19 protein-coding genes are annotated in these 22,539 nt (G+C 62.2%); 9 read left to right on the top strand and 10 right to left on the bottom strand.

What is annotated here, in order from left to right; translation table 11 throughout:
* Positions 1 to 66 precede the first annotated feature (66 nt).
* Entirely contained in the window at positions 67 to 3,774 is a 3,708-nt protein-coding gene (metH, locus tag ACF8FG_RS17530; RefSeq protein WP_014591630.1) for a methionine synthase, read from the bottom strand.
* Positions 3,775 to 3,956: 182 nt separating this feature from the next.
* Here metH and ACF8FG_RS17525 point away from each other — a divergent pair, with 182 nt between their 5' ends.
* The 5 genes from ACF8FG_RS17525 (at position 3,957) to ACF8FG_RS17505 (ending at position 9,416) form a co-directional block, all read left to right on the top strand.
* Positions 3,957 to 6,257, top strand: coding sequence for a fatty acid cis/trans isomerase (locus tag ACF8FG_RS17525; RefSeq protein ID WP_318077681.1), 2,301 nt, complete (start codon positions 3,957 to 3,959; stop codon positions 6,255 to 6,257).
* A gap of 193 nt (positions 6,258 to 6,450) precedes the next feature.
* The gene (locus tag ACF8FG_RS17520) at positions 6,451 to 7,485 is read left to right on the top strand and encodes an acyltransferase (RefSeq protein WP_267273822.1); all 1,035 of its coding nucleotides are present in this window, start codon (positions 6,451 to 6,453) and stop codon (positions 7,483 to 7,485) included.
* Between the two features lie 58 nt (positions 7,486 to 7,543).
* On the top strand, positions 7,544 to 8,128 hold the full coding sequence (gene nfuA, locus ACF8FG_RS17515) for a Fe-S biogenesis protein NfuA (protein WP_003250416.1): 585 nt from the start codon (positions 7,544 to 7,546) through the stop codon (positions 8,126 to 8,128).
* 196 nt (positions 8,129 to 8,324) lie between these two features.
* A complete protein-coding gene (locus tag ACF8FG_RS17510) occupies positions 8,325 to 8,933 on the top strand; it encodes an SCO family protein (RefSeq protein WP_318077659.1) in 609 nt (202 codons plus the stop codon).
* The gene (locus tag ACF8FG_RS17505; RefSeq protein WP_019437454.1) at positions 8,934 to 9,416 is read left to right on the top strand and encodes a copper chaperone PCu(A)C; all 483 of its coding nucleotides are present in this window, start codon (positions 8,934 to 8,936) and stop codon (positions 9,414 to 9,416) included.
* A gap of 50 nt (positions 9,417 to 9,466) precedes the next feature.
* Here ACF8FG_RS17505 and ACF8FG_RS17500 read toward each other — a convergent pair whose 3' ends face one another.
* Positions 9,467 to 9,694: a hypothetical protein gene (locus ACF8FG_RS17500; RefSeq protein WP_003250422.1), complete on the bottom strand. Its 228-nt coding sequence runs from the start codon at positions 9,692 to 9,694 to the stop codon at positions 9,467 to 9,469.
* 456 nt (positions 9,695 to 10,150) lie between these two features.
* On the opposite strand from ACF8FG_RS17500, the gene ACF8FG_RS17495 reads away from it, so the two are divergent.
* The gene (locus ACF8FG_RS17495; protein ID WP_134697611.1) at positions 10,151 to 11,368 is read left to right on the top strand and encodes an MFS transporter; all 1,218 of its coding nucleotides are present in this window, start codon (positions 10,151 to 10,153) and stop codon (positions 11,366 to 11,368) included.
* 47 nt (positions 11,369 to 11,415) lie between these two features.
* Here ACF8FG_RS17495 and ACF8FG_RS17490 read toward each other — a convergent pair whose 3' ends face one another.
* The 7 genes from ACF8FG_RS17490 to ACF8FG_RS17460 form a co-directional block, all read right to left on the bottom strand.
* Positions 11,416 to 12,261: an AraC family transcriptional regulator gene (locus ACF8FG_RS17490; protein WP_003250425.1), complete on the bottom strand. Its 846-nt coding sequence runs from the start codon at positions 12,259 to 12,261 to the stop codon at positions 11,416 to 11,418.
* Entirely contained in the window at positions 12,258 to 12,572 is a 315-nt protein-coding gene (locus tag ACF8FG_RS17485; protein WP_014591623.1) for an AzlD domain-containing protein, read from the bottom strand. The genes ACF8FG_RS17490 and ACF8FG_RS17485 overlap by 4 nt, the downstream gene beginning before the upstream one ends.
* Complete coding sequence (locus tag ACF8FG_RS17480; RefSeq protein WP_004573762.1) at positions 12,569 to 13,261, bottom strand: AzlC family ABC transporter permease; 693 nt, start codon at positions 13,259 to 13,261, stop codon at positions 12,569 to 12,571. Before ACF8FG_RS17480 ends, ACF8FG_RS17485 begins: the two co-directional genes overlap by 4 nt.
* Before the next feature lie 147 nt (positions 13,262 to 13,408).
* A complete protein-coding gene (locus ACF8FG_RS17475) occupies positions 13,409 to 14,104 on the bottom strand; it encodes a sel1 repeat family protein (RefSeq protein WP_014591622.1) in 696 nt (231 codons plus the stop codon).
* A 138-nt stretch (positions 14,105 to 14,242) separates the two neighbouring features.
* Positions 14,243 to 15,325: a hypothetical protein gene (locus ACF8FG_RS17470; RefSeq protein ID WP_014591621.1), complete on the bottom strand. Its 1,083-nt coding sequence runs from the start codon at positions 15,323 to 15,325 to the stop codon at positions 14,243 to 14,245.
* A gap of 39 nt (positions 15,326 to 15,364) precedes the next feature.
* A complete protein-coding gene (locus ACF8FG_RS17465; RefSeq protein ID WP_003250434.1) occupies positions 15,365 to 15,991 on the bottom strand; it encodes a LysE family translocator in 627 nt (208 codons plus the stop codon).
* A gap of 2 nt (positions 15,992 to 15,993) precedes the next feature.
* The gene (locus ACF8FG_RS17460; RefSeq protein ID WP_014591620.1) at positions 15,994 to 16,782 is read right to left on the bottom strand and encodes a YqcI/YcgG family protein; all 789 of its coding nucleotides are present in this window, start codon (positions 16,780 to 16,782) and stop codon (positions 15,994 to 15,996) included.
* A 160-nt stretch (positions 16,783 to 16,942) separates the two neighbouring features.
* Between ACF8FG_RS17460 and ACF8FG_RS17455 the strand changes: the two genes are divergently transcribed.
* Positions 16,943 to 17,863 carry a LysR substrate-binding domain-containing protein gene (locus ACF8FG_RS17455; protein WP_014591619.1) on the top strand — a complete coding sequence of 307 codons (921 nt, stop codon included), beginning with the start codon at positions 16,943 to 16,945 and terminating at the stop codon, positions 17,861 to 17,863.
* Here ACF8FG_RS17455 and ACF8FG_RS17450 read toward each other — a convergent pair.
* Positions 17,844 to 18,740 (bottom strand): LysR family transcriptional regulator, encoded by an 897-nt coding sequence (locus ACF8FG_RS17450; RefSeq protein ID WP_014591618.1) that lies wholly within the window; start codon positions 18,738 to 18,740, stop codon positions 17,844 to 17,846. The genes ACF8FG_RS17455 and ACF8FG_RS17450 overlap by 20 nt on opposite strands.
* 117 nt (positions 18,741 to 18,857) lie before the next feature.
* Here ACF8FG_RS17450 and ACF8FG_RS17445 point away from each other — a divergent pair, with 117 nt between their 5' ends.
* Complete coding sequence (locus ACF8FG_RS17445) at positions 18,858 to 20,048, top strand: MFS transporter (RefSeq protein WP_014591617.1); 1,191 nt, start codon at positions 18,858 to 18,860, stop codon at positions 20,046 to 20,048.
* Between the two features lie 66 nt (positions 20,049 to 20,114).
* A complete protein-coding gene (locus ACF8FG_RS17440) occupies positions 20,115 to 22,475 on the top strand; it encodes a DNA polymerase II (protein ID WP_318077641.1) in 2,361 nt (786 codons plus the stop codon).
* The last annotated feature ends 64 nt before the right edge of the window (positions 22,476 to 22,539 follow it).

Here is a 22,539-nt window from a genome sequence, read left to right as displayed (position 1 = left end):
ATGAATGCCCTTGAGGGCTGTTTCATACCTGTGTGGGCAAGCCCGCGAAGAAGCCAACGCAGTCGTTTAGCTGTCATACCCCAGGTTAGGCGCCAGCCAGCGCTCGCTCACGCTGATATCCTGGCCTTTGCGTGCGCTGTAACGCTCGATCTGGTCCTTGTCGACCTTGCCTACGGCAAAATACTTCGCCTGCGGATGGGCGAAGTACCAGCCGCTGACCGCCGCCGCCGGGAACATCGCGAAGTGCTCGGTGAGGTACACCCCGCTTGGCCCGGTTTCACCGATGGCGGTGCCATCGAGCAGGCGGAACAGGGTTTCCTTTTCGGTGTGGTCGGGGCAGGCCGGATAGCCCGGCGCAGGGCGGATTCCGCTGTACTGTTCCTTGATCAGCGCCTCGTTGTCCAGGTGCTCGTCGCGGGCATAGCCCCAGTGCTCTTTACGCACCTGCTCGTGCAGCCATTCGGCACAGGCTTCGGCCAGGCGGTCGGCCAGGGCCTTGACCATGATCGAGCTGTAGTCGTCGCCCTTGTCCTGGTAAGCCTTGGCCACTTCTTCGGCACCGATGCCGGCGGTGGTGATGAAACCGCCTACGTAGTCGGTCACGCCGCTGTCTTTCGGTGCGACGAAGTCGGCCAGCGACCAGTTGGGCTTGCCGTCTGGCTTGATGGTCTGCTGGCGCAGGTGGTGCAGGGTGGCCAGTGCCTGGCCGTCTTCGCCGTAGACTTCGATGTCGTCATCGTGCACCTGGTTGGCCGGCCAGAAGCCGAATACCGCGCGGGCGCTGATCAGCTTCTCGTCGATCAGCTTGTCGAGCATCTCGCGGGCATCCTTGTACAGCGCCGTAGCAGCCTCGCCAACCACCTCGTCAGTGAGGATGCGCGGGAACTTGCCGGCCAGGTCCCAGGAGATGAAGAACGGGGTCCAGTCGATGTACTGGGCCAGGGTGCGCAAATCGATGTCTTCCAGCACCTTGACGCCGGTGAAGGAGGGCACCGCTGGCTGGTAGCTGGCCCAGTCGTATTGCGGCTTGGCAGCGATCGCCTGGGCGTAGCTGAGGCGCTCGGTGCGGGCGCTGCGGTTGGCGGTGCGCTCGCGCACGTCCACGTATTCCAGGCGGGTCTTCTCGACGAAGCCCGGCTTGAGTTCTTTGGACAGCAACTGGGTGGCCACGCCGACCGCGCGCGAAGCGTCGGTGACGTAGATGACTGCGTCGTTGCTGTACTTGGGCTCGATCTTGACCGCCGTGTGCGCCTTGGAGGTGGTGGCGCCACCGATCATCAGCGGCAGTTCGAAGCCCTGGCGCTGCATTTCGCGGGCAACGTGGACCATTTCGTCCAGCGACGGGGTAATCAGGCCGGACAGGCCGATGATGTCGCACTTCTGCTCGCGGGCTGTCTGCAGGATCTTCTCCGCTGGCACCATCACGCCAAGGTCGACGATGTCGTAACCGTTACAGCCCAGCACCACGCCGACAATGTTCTTGCCGATGTCGTGCACGTCGCCTTTCACCGTGGCCATCAGGATCTTGCCCTTGGCTTCCGGCTTGTCGCCTTTTTCGGCTTCGATGAAGGGGATCAGGTGAGCAACGGCCTGTTTCATGACGCGGGCCGACTTGACCACCTGCGGCAGGAACATCTTGCCCGCGCCGAACAGGTCGCCGACCACGTTCATGCCGTTCATCAGCGGGCCTTCGATCACTTCGATGGGGCGCGCGCACTGCTGGCGGCATGCTTCGGTGTCTTCGACGATGAACGCGGTGATGCCCTTGACCAGCGCGTGCTCCAGGCGTTTTTCCACCGGCAGCGAGCGCCACTCTTCGTTTTCCACTTCCTTGGTTGCGCCGCCACCTTTGTAGTCGTCGGCGATGGCCAGCAGTGCATCGGTGCCATGCGGGGTGCGGTTGAGCACCACGTCCTCGACCTTTTCACGCAGCTGGGCCGGGATCTCGTCGTAGATCTCCAACTGGCCGGCGTTGACGATACCCATGGTCAGGCCGTTCTGGATCGCGTGATACAGGAACACCGAGTGGATCGCCTCACGCACCGGGTTGTTGCCACGGAACGAGAACGACACGTTGGACACGCCACCCGAGCTCAGGGCGTGGGGCAGGTGATCGCGGATATAGGCACAGGCTTCGATGAAGTCGACGGCGTAGTTGTTGTGCTCTTCGATACCGGTGGCGACGGCGAAGATGTTCGGGTCGAAGATGATGTCTTCTGGCGGGAAGCCCACTTCGTTGACCAGGATGTCATAGCTGCGCTGGCAGATTTCCTTCTTGCGCGCGGCAGTGTCGGCCTGGCCGACTTCGTCGAAGGCCATGACCACCACGGCAGCGCCATAGCGCTTGCACAGGCGGGCGTGGTGCTTGAACTGCTCGACGCCTTCCTTCATGGAAATGGAGTTGACGATGCCCTTGCCCTGGATGCACTTGAGGCCGGCTTCGATCACTTCCCACTTGGACGAGTCGATCATGATCGGTACGCGCGAGATGTCCGGCTCACCCGCGATCAGGTTGAGGAACCGGACCATGGCTGCCTGGGAGTCGAGCATCCCTTCGTCCATGTTGATGTCGATTACCTGGGCGCCGGCCTCGACCTGCTGCAGGGCGACTTCCAGGGCTTCGGTATAGTTCTCTTCGCGGATCAGCCGGGCGAATTTGGCGGAACCGGTGATGTTGGTGCGCTCACCGACGTTGACGAACAGCGACTGGCGGTCGATGGTGAACGGTTCCAGGCCCGACAGGCGGCAGGCCTTGGCGATTTCCGGGATCTCGCGTGGCTTGTACTTGGCCACGGCTTCGGCGATCGCCTGGATGTGCCCCGGCGTGGTACCGCAGCAGCCGCCGATGATGTTGAGGAAACCGCTGGCGGCGAACTCCTCGACCACCACGGCCATCTCGGCCGGGGTTTCGTCGTACTCACCGAAGGCGTTCGGCAGGCCGGCATTGGGGTGGGCGGACACGTGGGTATCGGCCTTGGTCGCCAGTTCTTCCAGGTACGGGCGCAGGTCCTTGGCGCCGAGGGCGCAGTTCAGGCCCACGGAAATCGGCTTGGCGTGACGCACCGAGTTCCAGAACGCTTCGGTGGTCTGCCCCGACAGGGTACGGCCGGAGGCGTCGGTGATGGTGCCGGAGATCATGATCGGCAGTTCGACGTTGTCCTCCTCGAACACTTGCTGCACGGCGAAGATCGCCGCCTTGGCGTTGAGGGTGTCGAAGATGGTTTCGATCAGGATCAGGTCGGCGCCGCCTTCGATCAGGCCGCGGGTGGCCTCGATGTAGTTTTCGACCAACTCGTCGAAGGTGACGTTGCGGAACCCAGGGTCGTTGACGTCTGGGGAAATCGAACAGGTTCGGCTGGTAGGGCCGAGCACGCCGGCAACGAAGCGCGGCTTGTCCGGCGTCTCCAGGGTCTTGGCATCGGCAACCTGGCGAGCGATGCGCGCGCCTTCGACGTTCAGCTCGTAAACCAACGACTCCATGCCGTAGTCGGCCTGGGAAATCTGCGTGGCGTTGAAGGTGTTGGTTTCGAGAATATCGGCACCGGCATCCAGGTAGGCCTTCTCGATGGCGGCGATCACGTCGGGGCGGCTGAGCAGCAACAAGTCGTTGTTACCCTTCACATCGCTTGGCCAATCGGCAAAACGCGTGCCACGATAGTCGTGTTCCTCCAGACGGTAGCTTTGGATCATAGTACCCATGCCGCCGTCGAGGATCAGGATGCGCTCTTTGAGTGCGTTCTGGAGTGCTTGGAGACGAGCGCTGCGGTCGGACATAGGAACTACCTGGTCGGGCGAATATCAGAAGGTGCCGAATCATAACAAAGCTGCGCGGTTTTTAGGCATGTCGCCCATTTGCATGAAAACTGCTCATGTTGGGCGGGCGGAGGCAGCGCAAAGCACCCAGGACGACCAGGCAACAAATCGTGATGGCTTTCAAGAACCAGGACTTTCCGCACATGGTGCATCGTATCCTTGCCGGCGCCTTCGCCCTGCTCATCAGCGGCGCGGTCTTCGGGCAGGCCCCCCAGTCGAGCCCGGCTATTTCCTACACCCGGGACATTCAACCGATCTTTACCGAGAAGTGCGTGGCCTGCCATGCCTGCAACGACGCCGCCTGCCAGCTCAAGCTGGAAAGCCCTGAAGGCGCGGTACGCGGGGCCAGCAAGGTCCCGGTGTACCAGGGCGAGCGGAGCAAGGCGGTGCCCACCACGCGGCTTTTCTACGACGCCCACAGCGAAGAGCAATGGCGCAAGAAGGGCTTCTACTCGGTGCTCGACAACCAGGGCGGTCAGGCCGCGCTGATGGCGCGCATGCTGGAGTTGGGCCACAAGGCCCCGCTTACGCCCAACGCCAAGCTACCCGAAGAGATCGTCCTGGGCCTGAGCCGCAACAACATGTGCCCGTTGCCCCATGAGTTCGACGCCTATGCCGGCGCACACCCCAAGGAGGGCATGCCGCTGGCGGTGACCGGGCTGACCGAGGACGAATACGCCACCATGCGCCGCTGGCTGGCAGCTGGTGCGCCAGTGGAGTACCAGCCGATCCAGCCTAGCGCGGCCGAAGCCAGGCAGATCGCAGAGTGGGAAGAACTGCTCAACCGCCCGGGTTCCACCGAGGCGCTGGTGGGACGCTGGCTGTACGAGCACCTGTTTTTGGCGCACATCTATTTCGCTGGCGGCGAGCAGGGCCACTTCTTCCAGTGGGTGCGTTCGCGCACGCCAAGTGGCAAGCCGGTCGATATCATTGCCACCCGACGCCCCAACGACCCGCCGGGCACGGACTTCTACTACCGGTTGATCCCGGTGCAGGGCGTGATCGTGCACAAGACGCACATCACCTACCCGATGGGGCCGCAGAAGCTCAAGCGCGTGAAGCAGCTGTTCTATGCCGGCGACTGGCATGCCGCCGCGCTTCCGGGCTACGGTCCGCGCCACCGGGCCAATCCGTTTGAAACCTTCGAGGCGATCCCGGCAGTGGCGCGCTACCAGTTCATGCTGGATAACGCCGAGTATTTCGTGCGCACCTTCATCCGTGGCCCGGTGTGCCGCGGGCAGATTGCCACTGACGTGATCCGCGACAACTTCTGGGCGCTGTTCCAGGAGCCGGCCTTCGATCGCTACGTCACCGATGCCGAGTACCGGGGCGAGGCTACCCCGCTGCTGGCCATGCCTGGTCAGATCGATGACGTGGGCAGTGTGCTGAGCCTGTGGCACGCCTATCGTGACAAGCGCAACGACTACGAGAAACTGCGCCGTGAAGCCTATGCCGAAATGCCGGCACCGAGATGGTCGACGCTGTGGGCCGGTAACGACAACGCGCTGCTGAGCATCTTCCGCCACTTCGACAGCGCATCGGTGACCAAGGGCTTGGTGGGGGATGTGCCGCTGACCGTGTGGTTGTTCGACTACCCGTTGTTCGAGCGCACCTATTACCAGCTGGCGGTCAACTTCGATGTGTATGGCAACGTTTCGCACCAGTTGCAGACGCGCCTGTACTTCGACCTGATCCGCAATGGTGCCGAGGTCAACTTCCTGCGCCTGATGCCAGCCGACCAGCGCAAGGCGATCCTTGGCGACTGGTACCAGAACAGTGGCAAGGTGAAGATGTGGATGGATTATGAAGACATCGACACCGACACCCCGAGCGGCATCAAGCTCGACCCGCGCAACCCCAAACGCGACTTTGGCCTGAAGCTGCTGCAGCGCACCGGCAGCCTGAATGCCGCACCGGACCCGATCAACCGCTGCCAGGGCGCGTTCTGCTCACGGCCGCAGATGAGCGAAGAGTTCCGCAATGCCGAGCAGTCGCTCAGCCGTCTGGTGTCGCGCCCGGCGGCCGGGCTGAAGGTGATCAACCAGTTGCCCGAGGCGACCATGCTGCGTATCGAAGGGCAGGGCGGCCAGCGTCAGGTGTACAGCCTGCTGCGCAACCGCGCGCACAGCAACGTGGCGTTCCTGCTGGGTGAGGCGTACCGCTACCAGCCGGGGCTGGATACCCTGACCCTGTACCCGGGGGTGCTCAGCAGCTACCCGAACTTCATCTTCAACATCCCGACCACGGATGTGCCGGAGTTCGTCGAGGACATGGAGTATGCCAAAGATGACGCGGCGAAGTTCGAGCGCATTGTCATGCGCTGGGGTGTGCGCCGCAGTCACCCAGCGTTCTGGCACTACTTCCACGACCTGAACAGCTATATCAAGGAGACCGAACCGGTCGAGGCGGGCGTGCTGGACATGAACCGCTACGAGAACCTCTGATCGGGTTGGCTGACCTTTCCTAGTACCTTGCGGTCGGAACGGGTGGGTGGTCTTGATCGATTGCAAAGGGGGCTGCTTTGCAGCCCTTCGCGGGTGAACCCGCTCCTACACAGGTACGGCGCTGCTCTCAAGGCTGGCGCTGGCCTCTGCACTCGATACGGGCCTCAATGCACCGCCAAGCGCAGGGTATTCCATGCTGTATTCGCTTCAGGCACTGCGGGCGTTCGCCGCCTGGGTGGTGGTCTGCCACCATTTCATGCAGATCTTCTTCGACTTCCACGCCACCGGCCCCATCGGCCAACTGCTCACCGACCGTGGCGCCGTAGGCGTCGACATCTTCTTCGTCATCAGTGGGCTGGTCATCTACCTGTCGACCCGCGATAAAACCATCGAACCGCGCCAGTTCCTGCTCAATCGGGCGCTGCGCATCGTCCCTGCCTACTGGTTCTACACAGCCTTGATGGCCATGTTGCTGCTGGCATTCAGCCAATGGATGCCACATCAGGCGTTTGACTGGCGGCACCTGTTCCTGTCGCTGCTGTTCATCCCGGCGGAAAACCCAGGTGGCTACGGCCTGTACCCGACCCTGAACGTGGGCTGGACGCTGAACTTCGAGATGTTCTTCTACCTGCTGTTCGGCCTGGCCTTCCTGGTACGCCAACGGCATCACCTGCTGCTGGTGACTGCCGCTCTGTTGCTGGTCAGTGAGGTACTGGGGCGCATGGGCGTGGTCAGCCGCTTCTACAACAACGACATCATCTATGAGTTTCTGCTGGGCATTGGTGTCGGCGTCCTGTACCGCCGCGGGCTGATCCGCCAGGGGCGGTGGTTGCCGCTGGCGTTGCTGGGTGTGGCGGGCATGGCGATCTACTATCTGGACGCTTCCCAGCGCTTGCTGCATTGGGGGTTACCGAGTGCGATGGTCGTCCTGGCCTTCGTGGCCATGGAGCCGCTGTTCCAGGGCAATCGGCTGCTCAAGGCCCTTGGCGACTGTTCGTACTCGGTGTACCTGATTCATGTGCTGGTGCTGTATGCCGGTTGGTTCGCCAGCCAGCGGCTGCAGCTGAACCCGTTCCTGACGTTCGCCCTGTGCGTGCCGTCCATTGGACTAATGTCGTGGTTCAGCTACCAGTGGCTGGAGCGCGGCCTGTACCGGCGAATGCAGGCCTGGCTGGCGGCGCAACGGGGGCCGGCCCCTGAATATGCGCTTTCCCGAGTCAATTGCTAGGACTTTGTTCGAAGGCTGGGTTGGCGTACACTTGGCCGCAAGTCTGTGAGGAACCTACATGAGCGCTATAACCATTACCGACGCCGCCCATGACTACCTGGCCGATCTGCTCTCCAAGCAGAATACGCCCGGCATCGGCATTCGCATTTTCATCACCCAGCCGGGCACCCAGTACGCCGAGACGTGCATCGCCTACTGCAAGCCGGGCGAAGAGAAGCCTGACGACACCGCCGTGGGTCTGAAAAGCTTCACTGCTTACCTGGACGCCGTCAGCGTACCGTTCCTGGAAGACGCGCTGGTCGACTACGCCACCGACCGCATGGGTGGCCAGCTGACCATCAAGGCGCCAAACGCCAAGGTGCCGATGGTCAACGAAGACAGCCCGATCAACGAACGTATCAACTACTACCTGCAGACCGAGATCAACCCCGGCCTGGCCAGCCATGGCGGCCAGGTGAGCCTGGTGGACGTGGTCGACGACGGCATTGCCGTGCTGCAGTTCGGTGGTGGCTGCCAGGGTTGCGGCCAGGCCGATGTCACCCTGAAGGAAGGCATCGAGCGCACCCTGCTCGAGCGTATTCCGGAGCTGAAGGGCGTGCGTGACGTGACTGACCACAGCCAGAAAGAAAACGCCTACTACTGAGTTGAAGGCGGTTCCCTTAGCAACAAAGTGTTACGGTTTCAACCCCTGCGACAACAGGCCGCAGCCCGTATTCAAAGGGCTGCAGGCCATCCCCGCGTTGGTCGGGTAGAACCCCTCTGGGTGTCATGCCAGAATGCCCCGGTTTTTCGACCGGCCCGTCCCGAGGGCCGGCACCTTCCCTTTAAAGGATGGTTTCATGAATGATCTTTTGACCCGGCGTGCGGTTGTCGCCGGCATGGGCGTTCTCGGGCTTGGCCTGCTGGCAGGCTGCAGCCCGGCCCGGGGGCTCGAGTTCAAGTACGGCAAGAACATGAGCAACGAAATCCTCGGGCGCAAGTTCAGCCTCAAAGACCCGCAAGGTAACGTGCGCACCCTGTCGAGCTTCTACGGCAGCATGCCGATGGTTTTCTTCGGCTTCACCCAGTGCCCGGCCGTCTGCCCGACCACGCTGGCGCGGGCGGCGCAAATTCGCAAGCTGCTGAGGGGCCGCGACCGCGACCTGTTCCAGGTGGTGTTCATCACCCTTGACCCGGAGCGCGACACGCCCGAGGTGCTCGATGCTTACGTCAAGGCCTTCGACCCGACGTTCACCGCACTGACCGGCTCCCCCGAGGAAATTGCCGCCGTGGCCAAGGAATTCAAGGTGTTCTACGAGAAGGTTCCGGCCGGAGACACCTACACCATTTCTCACTCGTCCACCAGCTACGTCTACGATACACGTGGCACCCTGCGCCTGAGCCTGGGCCATTCCCTGAACGCCAAGGAATGCGCCGAAGATCTGGTCACCCTGATGGAGATCTGCTGAATGTCGATGCAACCGATCAAACGCGGTTTGGCTGCCCTGGTACTGATGGGGCTGGCCCTGCCGGCCATGGCCCAGACCACCGTGAGTGATGCCTGGGTGCGTGCCAGCGTGCCGCACCAGCAGTCCACCGGTGCTTTCATGGTCCTGACCGCCAGCAGTGACAGCAAGCTGGTGGGTGTTGCTTCGCCCGTGGCCAAAACCGTGCAGGTGCACGAGATGACCATGAACGGTGACGTGATGGGCATGCGTGAGGTCAAGGCTATCGAATTGCCAGCCGGCAAGGCAGTGACACTGGACCCGAATGGCCTGCATGTCATGCTGATGGGCCTGCACAATCAGGTGAAGGAGGGTGACAAAGTGCCTCTGACCCTGACCATCGAGGATGCCAAGGGCGCCAAGGAAACCCTGGAAGTTCAGGCGCAAGTGCGTGCGCTCAACGCCGACGCGGGTGGTGGGCATGATCACATGCACATGAACCACTGACAGATCAAAGGGCCGCGTTCAGCGGCCCTTTTCTTTTTCAACTGCGCCTTTCAGCTACGAAAGCGCGGCAGCGGTCTGTCGAGGGTCAGCGACGTCAGGGTCTTGCGAACCTGGGCCTCATCGGCCTCCAGTGCCTTCAGGCTAGCGCGGATCTTGCCGGCGGCGGGCACATCGCCCTGCCGGTCGATCCAGTCGGCAATCTCCTTGCAGGCACTGCTCAGACAGGCCTGGCGCTGGTTCATCAACGACAGAAGGGTGGTGAGCTCTCTTTCGGACATGGCAGGATCCTCCATTCAGCCTTGTCAGTGTAGCAGAGGGTTGGCCAGGGTCTTGCGGCCTTTGCAAGGTGCGCTGCGGCAGCTGCCAGTGGCTGCTCTTGCGGCGCAGTAACAACTCGTTACTTATAAACAGCATGTTTAAATTTGATGCTCATGCCGTGCAAGGGATTCAGGGCTCGGTTTCTGAACGTGACCTTTTGAAGTGCTCAACTGCACAGTCGGGAAAATGCCGGCGGGTCTGCATTCAAAGAATGGTTGTTGTAGGAAAATTCCGGGTTTCTGATTTTCGCTTACAGAAAGCATCGGCGTTGTTACAACTTTCATGTTGAGCTCAATCCTGGCCGAGTCTTAGATTGAGTTGGCCAATATTTGGCAATCTCAATCGGCTCAAAGGAGTGCCCATATGAATCTGCAATCCGAGTGTTCAGGAGCGATGTCGCCAGGAAGTACCCGCTAATGCTGGCATTGCGCCTTAACCCCGGAACGCGTTCGCTGTCGCTGGGCTACAGCTTTTCCAAATGTGGTGAATTTGCCTTCGAGGCTGCATTTGCCGTGGCGATCGTGTCCATCACAGATGCGGATATGCTTTTGATCGGCATCGCCTACTTTTTTCGTTACTTGCCAAGTGTGGTGTTTTCGCCATTGGGTGGCTGGCTGGCAGATAACACCAACAAGAAACACACACTGTTAGCAATCGAGGTGACAAAAGGCCTGCTGGCACTTTCCTTCTTTGCCTTGTTCAGCGTGTTCACGCCAGTATTACTTGCGTTGGTGGGCCTCGCAATGGTCATGACAGCGCTCGAATGCCTTTATGTGCCTACGTTTCGCGCGTACTTTCCGGACCTTGTCGAAAAGGATGAGTTAGCCACGGTGAACAGCGGTATCCAGGTAATCGAGGACGCCGCCTCGATCCTCGGGCCGCTGGTCTTTTCGGCCTGTGTGTTACTGCTGTCTCGAGAAGCCACTTTCTTGTTTTTTGCAATGTGCCTTGTCGTGTCGGCCATTTGTATCGCTACCCTGACGCCTGCCAGGCGTAGTGTCCAACAGGCATTCGATGGGTGCGCCATAATCAGGGATGCGGCGGGCAGTGTGAGTCAGTTGAGGGCCGGCAATGCGCCGTTGTTCGCTGTCATTGGCTGCACCACACTCTGTGCGATGTTCGCCACGTCGGTGATTCGCTTTATCCTTCCAGCATCGGTGCTGGAGCACTTCGCCTCTGAAGCGGCGGTTGGATACGTGTTTTCACTGCTTGCGGCAGGCACGGTGGTGGGGGGCATGCTCTACACGCGCTTCAATCCGCGTACAACCGCAGGATTGGTGCTGCGTTACTGGATGCTCTATGGCGGGCTGTTTTTTGCTGCAGCAGTGGCGCTTCAATTCAATAACTGGCTGTTCCTGTTGATTCTGTTCCTGGTTGGCTTCATTGGTGCATTTGTCGATATCGCAATCGTGACCAACATCCAGTGCCTGTCGAGGGAACATGAAGTGGGCAGGAATTTTTCCCTCTATTACTTCACCGCCGTGATGGGTGATGCCGTATCAGGGTTGATTGCCAGTTTGGTCTTCGTGCTTGCGGGGCCGGCAACCTTTATCTGGATGACGCTCATGTTATTCATCGCGCCAGTGCGCTGGAACATGAAAGGACGTGGCCCAGATATCAACAATCGTACATAGCTTGGCCTGGCGCATAGACGCAAGTTGGAGAGGGCGCTGCCGCCCTTTCACGCGCGTAGAGCAGAGTGAACGCAGGCTTGCCGATACGCCCCCGGGGTCACCCCATAGGCTTGCTTGAACTGCCGGCTCAAATGGCTCTGGTCGGCAAAGCCGAGGTCGAACGCCACTTGCGAAGCGGCCAGGCCGTGCTTCAGCATTTCGCGGGCGCGGGCCAGGCGGCGTTGCTTCAGCCAGGCATGGGGTGGCAGTCCGGTGGCCTGGCGGAACACCCGGGCGAAGTGGAACGGCGACAGGTTGACTGCTGCCGCCAGCGCTTCCAGTGAGGGCGGGTCGGCCAGTTGGCTTTCCAGCAGTTCGCGGGCGCGGGCTACGGCCAGGGGTTCGTGGCCAGGGGCCGAAGGCTCGGCGCACTGCCCGTGCCGCTGCACCAGGGCCAGCACCGCCTGGCGCCAGGCCGTCTGCTGCTGCAAGGCGCTGGCGCTGGCTTCGGACAACTGATGCAGCTGGCTGAAAGCGAGGGCCAGGGCCGGGTCATGGATCACGCTGTCCTTGAAGCTGGGCATGCCGTGGCGGCCCAGTTCCAGTTCGTCGAGCACACCGGTGACCCGCTCGTGCTCGGGATAGAAGCCGCGATAACGCCAGCCGGCTTCATGGGCCGTAGCGCCGGTATGCAGTTCGTCGGGGTTGATGAGCACCATGCTGCCGACCGGTGCCAGGTGCTCGCTGCCGCGGTGCCAGAAGCGCTGGGCGCCCGACTCGATCACGGTGAATACATAGCCCTCGTGCACATGCGGGGCAAAGCGCTGCTGATAGTAGCGAGCGTGCAGCATCTCGACGTCGCCAAGGGCTGGCGCCTGCCAGAGGTGTGTCTGCTCGCGCAAGGGCGGGCTCATGCCAGCCAGCTGCGCAGAAGGAAGAAGATCAACATGCTCACCAGCATGCTCAGCAACACGCTGCGGGTCAACAGCACCAGGGCGATGGCCACAAGGGAGCCCAGCAGGTAGGGGTTGAGCAGGCTCAGGTTAAGCTGGTGGTCAGCCATGAAGACGATCGGGCCGCAGATGGCGGTGAGCATGCCCGGCACGGCAAAGCCGAGAAACTGCCGGGCATTCGAGCTCAGGCGCAAGGGCAGGCGCGGCTCCAGGAATGCGTAGCGGTTGAGGAACACGATGGCGCCCATGGCGAATATCAGGATCCAGGTCATGCGCGGGCTCCGGCGAATTTCTGGCAGATGAACCCGGCGCTCATGCCCAGCAGGCCTGCGACCACCAGGGCGGTTTCCCAGTGCCAGTAACTGAACAGCACTGAACAGAACAGCGACACGGCTACGCACACTACGGTGGCCAGGTTGCGCACCAGGGGCGCGATCAGGGCGACAAAAGTGGCGACAATGGAGAAATCCAGACCGAATTGGTCCAGGTGTGGAATATTCTGGCCTAGCAGTATGCCGGCCAGGGTGAACAGGTTCCAGGCGATGTAGAAGGTCAGGCCAACCCCTAAGGCATACCAGCGGTTGAATTGCTGCTGGTCGTACTGGCTGGTCAGGGCGAAGAATTCGTCGGTCAGCAGAAAGCCCAGGCCCAGGCGCCAGCGCAGCGGCTGGCTGGACAGTACCGGTCGCATCGACAGGCCATACAGCAGGTGCTGCGAGGTAAGCAGCAGGGTGGTGAGCAGGATCGACGCCAGGTTGGCCCCCCCCTTGAGCATGCCAATGGCCACCAGCTGCGCGGCGCCGGCAAAGACGATGGCCGACAGCCCTTGCCCCTGCCAGGCGCTGAGGTTGGCCTCGATGGCCATGGAACCGGCCAGCAGGCCCCAAGGGGCAACGGCCAGGGACAACGGGAGAATGGCAATGGCGCCGTGAAGAAAGGCTTGGCGGGCGATGTGGGGCATGATGGCTGCATGGCGGCTACGTGGCAGACCAGCATGACAGACGGGGCAGGGGATGGCTTGAACGATCTTGCTGGTCGAGGCGTGTTCGCCTCAACCTCAGTGGCCAACTGACAACAGGGCCGCAAGGCGGCCCCGAATGACCCTGGGTTATGGGCGGCTGGTCAGCAGCTGTTGCGCCGTTGCGCAGCCATTGATGTCTACGGCTTTCTGCAGCAGGCTCGTGCGCTGCTGTGGGTCGAGGTCGCCAAGCAGGCGGTACACCTCGGCCTGGTAATCGCGCTGACGCCCCCATAGCATTTCCAGGCCTTGTGGCCGGCTGCGGTTGCAAGCCAGGCGTGTGGCCGGTTGCGGGTAGTAGGGGGCGTACACGGTGGCCATGCTGGGGATGGCCTCCAGCGCTGTACGGTACTCGCTGCTGACGTTGTAGGGCCGGCACCAGGTGGCGATGGCGGGCGCCGGTGCGGCAAACCCCTGCTGGAGGCTGGCCTCGAGCAACGGGCAGGCGGCCTCCGGGATTTGCGCGGCGGGCAGGTACGTCATGTAATACAGCGCCAGACGGTACTGTGCGACCGGGTGGCCAAGTTCTACCGATTTTTTCAGCAGGGCAACCGCTGTCGGCAAGGTGTGAGCCATGGCCTGGCCCTGGCGGCTAAGCTCAGGGTCGCCGCCCACTGCGGTGCGCAGCGTGCTGGCAGCGTCGTCCTGGTTGTCGGCCTGCTCCAGTAGCGGCAAGGCCTGACGGTAGAGCAGGTCGGCATGAGGGTCGATGCGTACCTCCAGCGCTTGCGCGGCCAGTGGCATCAGCGCAGCCAACAGCGGGGGCAGGCGTCGCACAAGGCTCACAGGCAAACCCCATGGGTGGCCAAGTACGGATGGACGGCTTCGGTGTTCATGGCGGTCAAACGTGCGCCTCGGGCAAATCGTAACGACGACGTATTCTAGCCACCCAAAGGGGGTGGCCGAAAGACCACTCGACAACTGTCAGACGAGCTTGATCGGCGTGACCTTGCGCTGGGCATGTTTTTCCTGGGCCAACCCAAGCTTGGCGGTGATCACCTTGGCCAAGGCATTGTTGCCCAGATCGTTCAGGTGCAGGCGGTCGATGAACAGGTCGGCGCCGAACACGGGCGAGCTGTCGAGCATGCAGTTCATGTCGTAGCAGGGCACCGGGTCGGCCTGGCTTTTGATACGGCGGAAAAATGCCGAATGCAACTGTCTGTCGAATGCCCCCTCCAGTAGCCGGTCGAAGTTGGCCGGTTGTTGCTGCAGCGCGGTCAGCATGGCTTGCTCGCCGGCGGGCAGGGTATCCCGGCACCAGGGCAGCAGTGGTTGCAGGATGAAGGTGAGCGTGGCGTGGCTGTCTGCCAGCAGACGGTCCCATTGGCGCAAGGTGCGGCCAATGTTGTCGGCGGCACGGGCCAGTCGTTTTTCCGGGGAGGACAATGGCCAGCTGACCGGGGCTGTGACCACGGGAGGGGCCAGCGCCTGGCCGATGCGCCGCCACAGCGACTGCCGACGGGGTGGTGCGCAGGGCTGCATGCCTTCGCTGAAACTGTTGAGAAAAGCCTGGTAGGCCTTGGCGTGCTGCGGGTCGTTGGTACCTGCGAGGACTTCACACAGGGCTTCGTGGGCCAGGCTGTTGAGGCCACTGAGCACCACCACATGGCCGAGTTGGCCAAGGCGGTGCTGGTGGGTCAGGAACATCATCAATTCCTGGGTGGCGTTGAGCCCGCAGCCGGCCAGGCTCAGCCAGACTTCGCCCGTGAGCATCGACAGGTGCGAGGCCACCGTGTGTTCGTCGGAGCTGGCGCCGATGCCCAGGGCTGTGGAGCCGCCGACCAGCAGGTTGATGCGCGACGCACCACCGTGCTCGGCCGCCGAAAAGCGCTTGCCGGCGCAATGGCTGTAGCGCAAACCAAGTGCATCGGTGTTGATGGTGCCGGAGCGGTAGCCGGTTTCGTGCACATGCAGCATATAGGGGGCACGGCGACTGCCCAGCAGGAGAAAGCGCTGGTAGTCCTGCTGCAGCGGCGAAGGAGACGGGCGCGTATCAGTCGTGGTCATGGTCTCTCCTTCGCTTAAGCCGGGTACTTTGCAGCAGATTCAGGCCGCCAGTTCCTTGAGGTTGTACAGCAGGCCGCCGGCGGCGATCAGCAGCAGGGCGACGCCCGAGGCCAGGCTGATGATGCGGTTGCTGCGCTGCGAGGCGATCTTGCCGATGGCGAAGATGTACAGGCTGAGCACGGCGAAATCGATGGCCACCCACAGTAGCGACAGCACCACCATGCTCTTGCCGAACGATTCGGTGATCTGAATGAACTGCGGGAAGAAGGCGATGAAGAAAATGATGTCTTTCGGGTTGGAAATACCCACCATGAAGCCTTGCATCAGCCCGCCGCGCCCAGCCTTGGGGGCCTCGCTCGCCGCGTCTGACGCGGGTGCCTGCAGGGCGTCCCTCAACGTGCCCATGGCAATGTAGCCGATGAACAGGCAGCCCAGCAGGCTCATGGTGCTGAGCCATGTCTTGTCGATGGCGGCACTGGTGAGGATGATCCACGCTGCCGCGCCGATCAGCACCAGTGATGCCCAGTTGGTGCCGACGGCGGTGAACATGGCCTTGCGCGAGCCGGAGGCGGCCGCAGTGTTGACGATCAGTGCCACCACCGGACCGGGAGTGGCAATCAGTAGCAGCACGGTGAGGGCGTAGGTGGCGGTGAGTGCGGTATTCACGGTCAGTTCTCGATCAGTATGTCGGGTGTCGGCTGGTGTGCGGCATGGGCGTGGAACGGGCAGCGTGACGGGTTGAGCGAGCCTGTCTCCTGCAGTTGATACTGCTTCCACTCGTAGTTGTCGGTATCGCCGAAAAAGCCAAGGGTGTCGGGCACAACGCCGTCGTTGTAGTGGTGCACGCGCTCGCGAATGCGCTCGCGGATGCGCTTGCCACTCTCGGTGTTGGCGTTGGCCACTTCGTCGAAGTTCTCCCGCGGGTTGATGACGAAGGTGATGTGCTGGCCCAGATTGCGGCTTTTCATCTGCTGATGGCCGGGGAAGTTCATGTTGATGAACAGCGGCATGCCGGCATAGCAGAACGACCAGCCGGTATCGTCGGGATCGGCCGGGATGCCTTGAGGCCAAGGGTGTGGGTCGCGCGCATGCACGCCGCGCAGTACCTTCCAGGCCAAGGCCTGCTGCTCGGCCAGGCTACTGCCGGCTGCGGTTTCGAGAAACACCACCAAAGGGCTGCCGATGCGCTGCTTGGGTGCGATCGGTGCGACGGTGCGCACATAGTTGGCCAGGCCCTGCGCGATATCATCGGCCAGTTGCTCGGCGCGGGCGAAGAGAATGTGGCAGGTTTCGCCGTTTACCGCCTTGCGGCCAAACAGGCAGGGGAATTCGGGGTTGGCGAGAATACTGCGAAAGTGTTCTATGGTTTTGAACGTCCAGTGTTGCATGTTGTGACCATGTTCAGCGGCAAGCTCCAGCGCATCCAGGCGATAGCAATTTCCATATCCCGTAAACATGATTTCCCCAGGCGTTGATTTAAGTAAACGTTCCAGTCACATGCAGGCAGGATCTTGGTTATGTTTGTTATTTACCTGCATTTTCCGAGACGCTCTTGCCGTTGTAAAACGCGTGGAGTTATGACCTACTATTAGTCTCACTCATGTTCGGGACGCCGCCATGTCGGAACGGATTCAGGCCTTGCACGCGCTGCGTGCCTTCGAGGTGGCCTCTCGCTATGGCTCTTTCACCCGCGCTGCTGAGGAGCTGGCCCTGACCCAGGGCGCCGTCAGCCATCACATCAAGACCCTCGAAGCCCTGTTCGGCTGCGACCTGTTCGAACGTCGGGGCCCGAAGCTGAGCCTGACCGAGCACGGCCGCCTGCTTGCGCAAGAACTGAAGGTCGGCTTCAAGATCATCGAGAATGCCTGCGCACTGCTGCGGCAGGATCGCTACGGCCTGCGCCTGAAGGCGCCGTCCACGCTCACGGTGCGCTGGCTGCTGCGGGCGCTGGATGCGTTCAAGAAGGTCGAGGACAACTGCAGTGTGCAGCTTTCCAGTGTGTGGATGGATATCGACAGCGTGGACTTCTATTCCGAGCCCTACGACTGCGCCATTCTCCTGGCCAGCGGGCGATTTCCCGCCGATATCGAGAGTTTCAAGCTATTCGATGAATGGCTGATCCCGGTATGTCACCCGGATTACATGTCACAGGTGCAACCGCAACTGTCCGACCTGCCCCGATGCGAGTTCCTGCACCCGTCACCCGACCGGCGTGACTGGCGGCGTTGGCTGGCGCGAATGGATGCGCTGGACATCAGCATCGACCAGGGGCAGGTGTTCGATACCCTCGACCAGGGCATATCGGCCGCCCAGCAAGGCTTGGGCATTTCAGTGGTCGATCTGGTACTGGCCAGCACCGACCTGGCCGCCGGACGCCTGGTCACGCCTTTCAAGCATGCCGTGGCCACCGGCGACGGTTACTACATTACCTGGCTCAAGGCCAGCCCAAAAGCGAGGCAGATGCACAAGCTGCGTGACTTCCTGCTCGGCCAGGTGCCACCGCTGGCCTACAAGGACATCAACTACCTGTACGGTTGAATACCCGAGCGAGCATGAAGTCGATGAATACCCGCAACTTTGGCGGCATCTGCCGCCCGGACGGCCACAGCAGATAGAAGCTGCCGCGCCGTTCCATGAAGTCGTCAAGGACACTGACCAGTGAGCCATTGGCCAGTTCGCGACCCACGTTGAAGTCCGGCAGACAGGTAATGCCGCGGTGGTTCAAGGCAAAGCAGACGCGTGTTTCGACGTGGTTGCAGACCATCGAGATGGGGATGTCATAGGCTTGCTCAGGATGCTCCTGGCGCAGCGGCCAGGTTTCCAGCTTGCCGTTGCTGGGGAAGCGATAATGCAGGCAGGTATGCGCCGCCAGGTCGCGTGGGTGCAAGGGAGTGCCGCGTTCGCGCAGGTACTCGGGCGAGGCTACCAGGCGGTGCTGAAAGTGCCCGAGGAATTTGGCGCTGAGCCGGGAATCCACCGGCTGCCCGCCGCGCATCACCACATCGAAGCCTTCGCCGACGATATCCACCATGCGGTCGGAGAAGTCCAGGTCCAGTTCAACCTGTGGGTACAGTGCCATGAACTCGGCCAGGGCCGGCATTACCAGTCTGGTCACCTGCGGCATGCTCACCCGCAGGCGCCCGCGCGGCGTTTCGCTGGCCTGCGACAGCTCCTGCTCGGTGGCTTCGATTTCGGCAAGGATGCGCCGGCTGCGTTCGAGGAACATCGTGCCCTCGGCGGTGAGGGTGATGCTGCGTGTGCTGCGGTGGAACAGGCGCACGCCCAAGCGGCTTTCCAGGCGCGCCACGCGCTTGCCCACTGCCGAGGCACTGATCCCCAATGACTGGCTGGCGGCAACGAAGCTGCGGGTTTCGGCCACCCGGTTGAAGACCACGAAGCCGCTGAGGCTGTCCATGTCGCACTCCTGATTGCGGACGCTGATGTCCTGGGTGAGCGGCATTGTAACCGTCTTTTTCCGCAATGGCCTTGTCTTGCAGACTGTTCGCCTCGTTTCTCACTCAAGGCATTTGCAATGTCCCAGACATCTTCCGCACCGTTGCTGGCTGCCAGCAACGAACGTCTGCCCGTTGGCGGACTGCTGGCGCTGGCCATGACCGGTTTCATCGCCATCCTCAGCGAAACCCTGCCGGCGGGTCTGCTCGACCAGATCGCCGATGGCATGCACATCAGCCAGGCCATGGCTGGGCAATGGGTCACGGCGTATGCCTTGGGCTCGTTACTGACCGCCATCCCGTTGGTGACGTTGACCCAAGGCTGGTATCGGCGCCGGGCGCTGTTGCTGGCGATCATCGGCTTCGTGCTGTTCAACGGGCTGACGGCCTTGTCGGACTCCAACACGCTGACCCTGGTGCTGCGCTTTTTCACGGGTGCTGCGGCCGGCCTGGCATGGGGCCTGATTGCTGGCCATGCCCGGCGCATGGTGCCGGTACCGTTGCAGGGCCGGGCCATGGCCCTGGCCATGCTCGGGCAGCCGATTGCCTTGTCGCTCGGCTTGCCGATTGCGACCTGGCTAGGAGCGGGGCTGGGCTGGCGCGCGACGTTCGTGGTCGTCACGCTGGTGGCGTTGCTGTTGGTGGTGTGGGTGTTGCGGTCGGTGCCGGACTACCCGGGGCACGCTGCCGGAAAGCGGCCGGCGGCCACGCAGGTGCTGCGCACGCCGGGGGTGTTGATTGTATTGCTGGTGATCCTCACCTGGATCCTTGGTCATAACATTCTCTACACCTATATCGTGCCATTGCTGGCGGCGGCCGGCATGGCTGCGGACATTGGCCCGGTGCTGATGGTATTTGGCCTGTCGGCCCTGGCCGGGATCGGCCTGGTAGGGCTGCTGGTCGACCGACATTTACGCAAGTTGGTGTTGCTGAGCCTGGCCGGTTTTGCCCTGGCCACACTGGTGTTGGGGCAGGCATCGTCGTGGCTGATGTACTTGAGCATCGCCTTGTGGGGAATGACCTATGGCGGCGCTCCGACCCTGCTGCAGACAGCTTGCGCCGACGCGGCAGGCGAGGGTGGGGATGTGGCGCAGTCGATGCTGGTGACGGTGTGGAACAGTGCCATTGCCCTGGGTGGGATCATTGGCGGATTGCTGCTGGCTGGGGCAGGTGTGGAGTGGTTTGGCGCGGTGGTGCTGGTGTTGATAGCCTTGGCCTGGCTGCTGGCCTGGGCGGGGCGAGGAAGCGGTTTTGTGGCGGGGAGGCGCTAAAACACTCATGCCAGGCACGACACAGGTAGAATAACGCCATCTACAGACAATCCAGAGGTCGACGCAGTGGAGTTGCAGCAGGGTTTTGTCCTGACCCGGCACTGGCACGATACGCCGGAAGGCACCTGCGTGGAGTTCTGGCTGGCCACCGATGACGGGCCGCGGCTGTTGCGGCTGGCGGCGCAGGAGTCGGTGGCTTTCATTCCTCAGGCGCAGGCCGAGCACGCCCGTGTGCTGCTGGCCAACGAACCCGGGACGAAGCTCAAGCCACTGCGCCTGAAGGACTTCGAGCATCGCCCGATGCTTGGCCTCTATACCCGCCAGCATCGCCAATTGATGCAACTGGAGCAGCGTCTGCGCACGGCCGGTATCGACGTGCTCGAGGCCGATATCCGCCCGCCGGAGCGTTACCTCATGGAGCGCTTCATCACGGCGCCGGTGCAGTTCACTGGCCAGCCTGATGCGCAGGGCGTTTACCGGGAAGCCCAGCTCAGGCCGTTGCCAGGCTATCGCCCGGCACTGCGCCTGGTGTCGCTGGACATCGAGACCAGCGAGCGTGGCGAGCTGTACAGCATCGCGCTGGAGGGCTGTGGCCAGCGCCAGGTGTACATGCTCGGTCCGGCCAACGGCGATGCCAGCGGGCTTGACTTCGACCTGGAATATTGCACCGATCGCGCCGCCTTGATCACGCGGCTCAACCAGTGGATGGCCAGGCATGACCCGGACGCGATCATTGGCTGGAACCTGGTGCAGTTCGACCTGCGTCTGCTGCATGAGCACGCCAAGTCGTTGCAGGTGCCACTGACGCTGGGGCGCAACGGTGCGGTCATGACCCTGCGCAGCCATGCCGGTGGCGGCCACGTCTTCGCCGATGCGCCGGGGCGGCTGCTGATCGATGGTATCGAGGCGTTGCGTTCGGCCACCTGGAGCTTTGCCTCGTTCAGCCTGGAGAACGTTGCCCAGACCCTGCTGGGCGAAGGCAAGGCCATCGACACGCCGTACCAACGCATGGACGAAATCAATCGCCGCTTCGCCGAAGACAAACCGGCCCTGGCGCGCTACAACCTGAAGGACTGTGAACTGGTCGCGCGCATTTTCGCCCATACCCGGCTGCTCGACTTCCTGCTCGAACGTGCATCGGTTACGGGGTTGGCCGTGGACCGCAGCGGTGGGTCGGTAGCTGCGTTCTGTCACTTGTACATTCCGCAGATGCACCGCCTTGGCTTTGTCGCGCCCAGCCTTGGCAGCCGCCCGGACGAAGCCAGCCCCGGCGGTTTTGTCATGGACTCGCGCCCGGGGTTGTACGACTCGGTGCTGGTGCTGGACTACAAGAGCCTGTACCCGTCGATCATCCGTACCTTTCTCATCGACCCGGTCGGGCTGATCGAAGGCCTGCGTCTGCCTGACGACGCACATTCGGTCGAGGGTTTTCGCGGTGGGCGTTTTTCACGCACACAGCACTGCCTGCCAGCCATCGTCGAACGGGTGTGGCAGGGCAGGGAAGCGGCCAAGCGCGAGGGCAATGCGCCGCTGTCGCAGGCCTTGAAAATCATCATGAATGCCTTTTATGGCGTGCTTGGCTCCAGCGGTTGCCGTTTCTTCGACCCGCGCCTGGCGTCGTCGATCACCATGCGCGGCCACCAGATCATGCGCCAGACCAGGTCCCTGATCGAGGCGTGTGGCTACGATGTGATCTACGGTGACACCGACTCCACCTTTGTCTGGCTCAAGGGTGCCCACGCCGAGGAAGACGCGGCGCGCATCGGCCGCGAGCTGGTGGCAAAGGTCAACCAATGGTGGCAAGCCCATCTGCACGAGACCATGAACCTGCAGAGCGCCCTCGAACTGCAGTTCGAGGTGCATTACCGACGCTTCCTGATGCCCACCATCCGCGGTACCGATGAAGGCAGCAAAAAGCGCTATGCCGGCCTGGTGCAGCGGGCCGACGGTGCTGAAGAAATGGTTTACAAGGGCCTGGAGTCGGTGCGCACCGACTGGTCACCGCTGGCCCGGCAGTTCCAGCAGGAACTCTACGGCCGTGTGTTCCGCAGCGAGCCCTACCGTGATTATGTACGCGAGTATGTACGGCGCACGTTGGCGGGCGAGCAGGACGAACTGCTGATTTATCGCAAGCGCCTGCGTCGCCCGCTGGCCGATTACCAGCGCAACGTGCCGCCGCATGTGCGTGCCGCACGCCTTGCCGACGACTACAACAAGCGTCTGCAGCGCCCTCTGCAGTACCAGCGTGGGGGCTGGATCAGCTACGTGATCACCACCGCCGGGCCTGAGCCGCTGGAAAACCTGCAGGCACCGATCGACTACGATCACTACATCAGCCGCCAGCTACTGCCGGTGGCCGACGCCATCCTGCCCTTTGTCGGCGATGATTTCGCGCGCCTTACCGACCATCAGTTACTGCTGTTCTGAACAGGTGGTAGATAGCTAGGCGTCAGCCTGACGCTACAGTCTTCAGACTCGGCCTTCCATGTCG

It is taken from the genome of Pseudomonas sp. YQ_6 (assembly GCF_043103245.1).
In the GTDB taxonomy this organism is placed as follows: Bacteria; Pseudomonadota; Gammaproteobacteria; order Pseudomonadales; family Pseudomonadaceae; genus Aquipseudomonas; species Aquipseudomonas alloputida.
This window is presented reverse-complemented; position numbering and strand designations above follow the sequence as displayed.

Bases quoted from the DNA above. Each gene is read 5' to 3' on its own strand.
- metH (WP_014591630.1), bottom strand. From the start codon at position 3,774: ATGTCCGACCGCAGCGCTCGTCTCCAAGCACTCCAGAACGCACTCAAA.
- ACF8FG_RS17525 (WP_318077681.1), top strand. From the start codon at position 3,957: ATGGTGCATCGTATCCTTGCCGGCGCCTTCGCCCTGCTCATCAGCGGC.
- ACF8FG_RS17520 (WP_267273822.1), top strand. From the start codon at position 6,451: ATGCTGTATTCGCTTCAGGCACTGCGGGCGTTCGCCGCCTGGGTGGTG.
- nfuA (WP_003250416.1), top strand. From the start codon at position 7,544: ATGAGCGCTATAACCATTACCGACGCCGCCCATGACTACCTGGCCGAT.
- ACF8FG_RS17510 (WP_318077659.1), top strand. From the start codon at position 8,325: ATGAATGATCTTTTGACCCGGCGTGCGGTTGTCGCCGGCATGGGCGTT.
- ACF8FG_RS17505 (WP_019437454.1), top strand. From the start codon at position 8,934: ATGTCGATGCAACCGATCAAACGCGGTTTGGCTGCCCTGGTACTGATG.
- ACF8FG_RS17500 (WP_003250422.1), bottom strand. From the start codon at position 9,694: ATGTCCGAAAGAGAGCTCACCACCCTTCTGTCGTTGATGAACCAGCGC.
- ACF8FG_RS17495 (WP_134697611.1), top strand. From the start codon at position 10,151: ATGCTGGCATTGCGCCTTAACCCCGGAACGCGTTCGCTGTCGCTGGGC.
- ACF8FG_RS17490 (WP_003250425.1), bottom strand. From the start codon at position 12,261: ATGAGCCCGCCCTTGCGCGAGCAGACACACCTCTGGCAGGCGCCAGCC.
- ACF8FG_RS17485 (WP_014591623.1), bottom strand. From the start codon at position 12,572: ATGACCTGGATCCTGATATTCGCCATGGGCGCCATCGTGTTCCTCAAC.
- ACF8FG_RS17480 (WP_004573762.1), bottom strand. From the start codon at position 13,261: ATGCCCCACATCGCCCGCCAAGCCTTTCTTCACGGCGCCATTGCCATT.
- ACF8FG_RS17470 (WP_014591621.1), bottom strand. From the start codon at position 15,325: ATGACCACGACTGATACGCGCCCGTCTCCTTCGCCGCTGCAGCAGGAC.
- ACF8FG_RS17460 (WP_014591620.1), bottom strand. From the start codon at position 16,782: ATGTTTACGGGATATGGAAATTGCTATCGCCTGGATGCGCTGGAGCTT.
- ACF8FG_RS17455 (WP_014591619.1), top strand. From the start codon at position 16,943: ATGTCGGAACGGATTCAGGCCTTGCACGCGCTGCGTGCCTTCGAGGTG.
- ACF8FG_RS17450 (WP_014591618.1), bottom strand. From the start codon at position 18,740: ATGGACAGCCTCAGCGGCTTCGTGGTCTTCAACCGGGTGGCCGAAACC.
- ACF8FG_RS17445 (WP_014591617.1), top strand. From the start codon at position 18,858: ATGTCCCAGACATCTTCCGCACCGTTGCTGGCTGCCAGCAACGAACGT.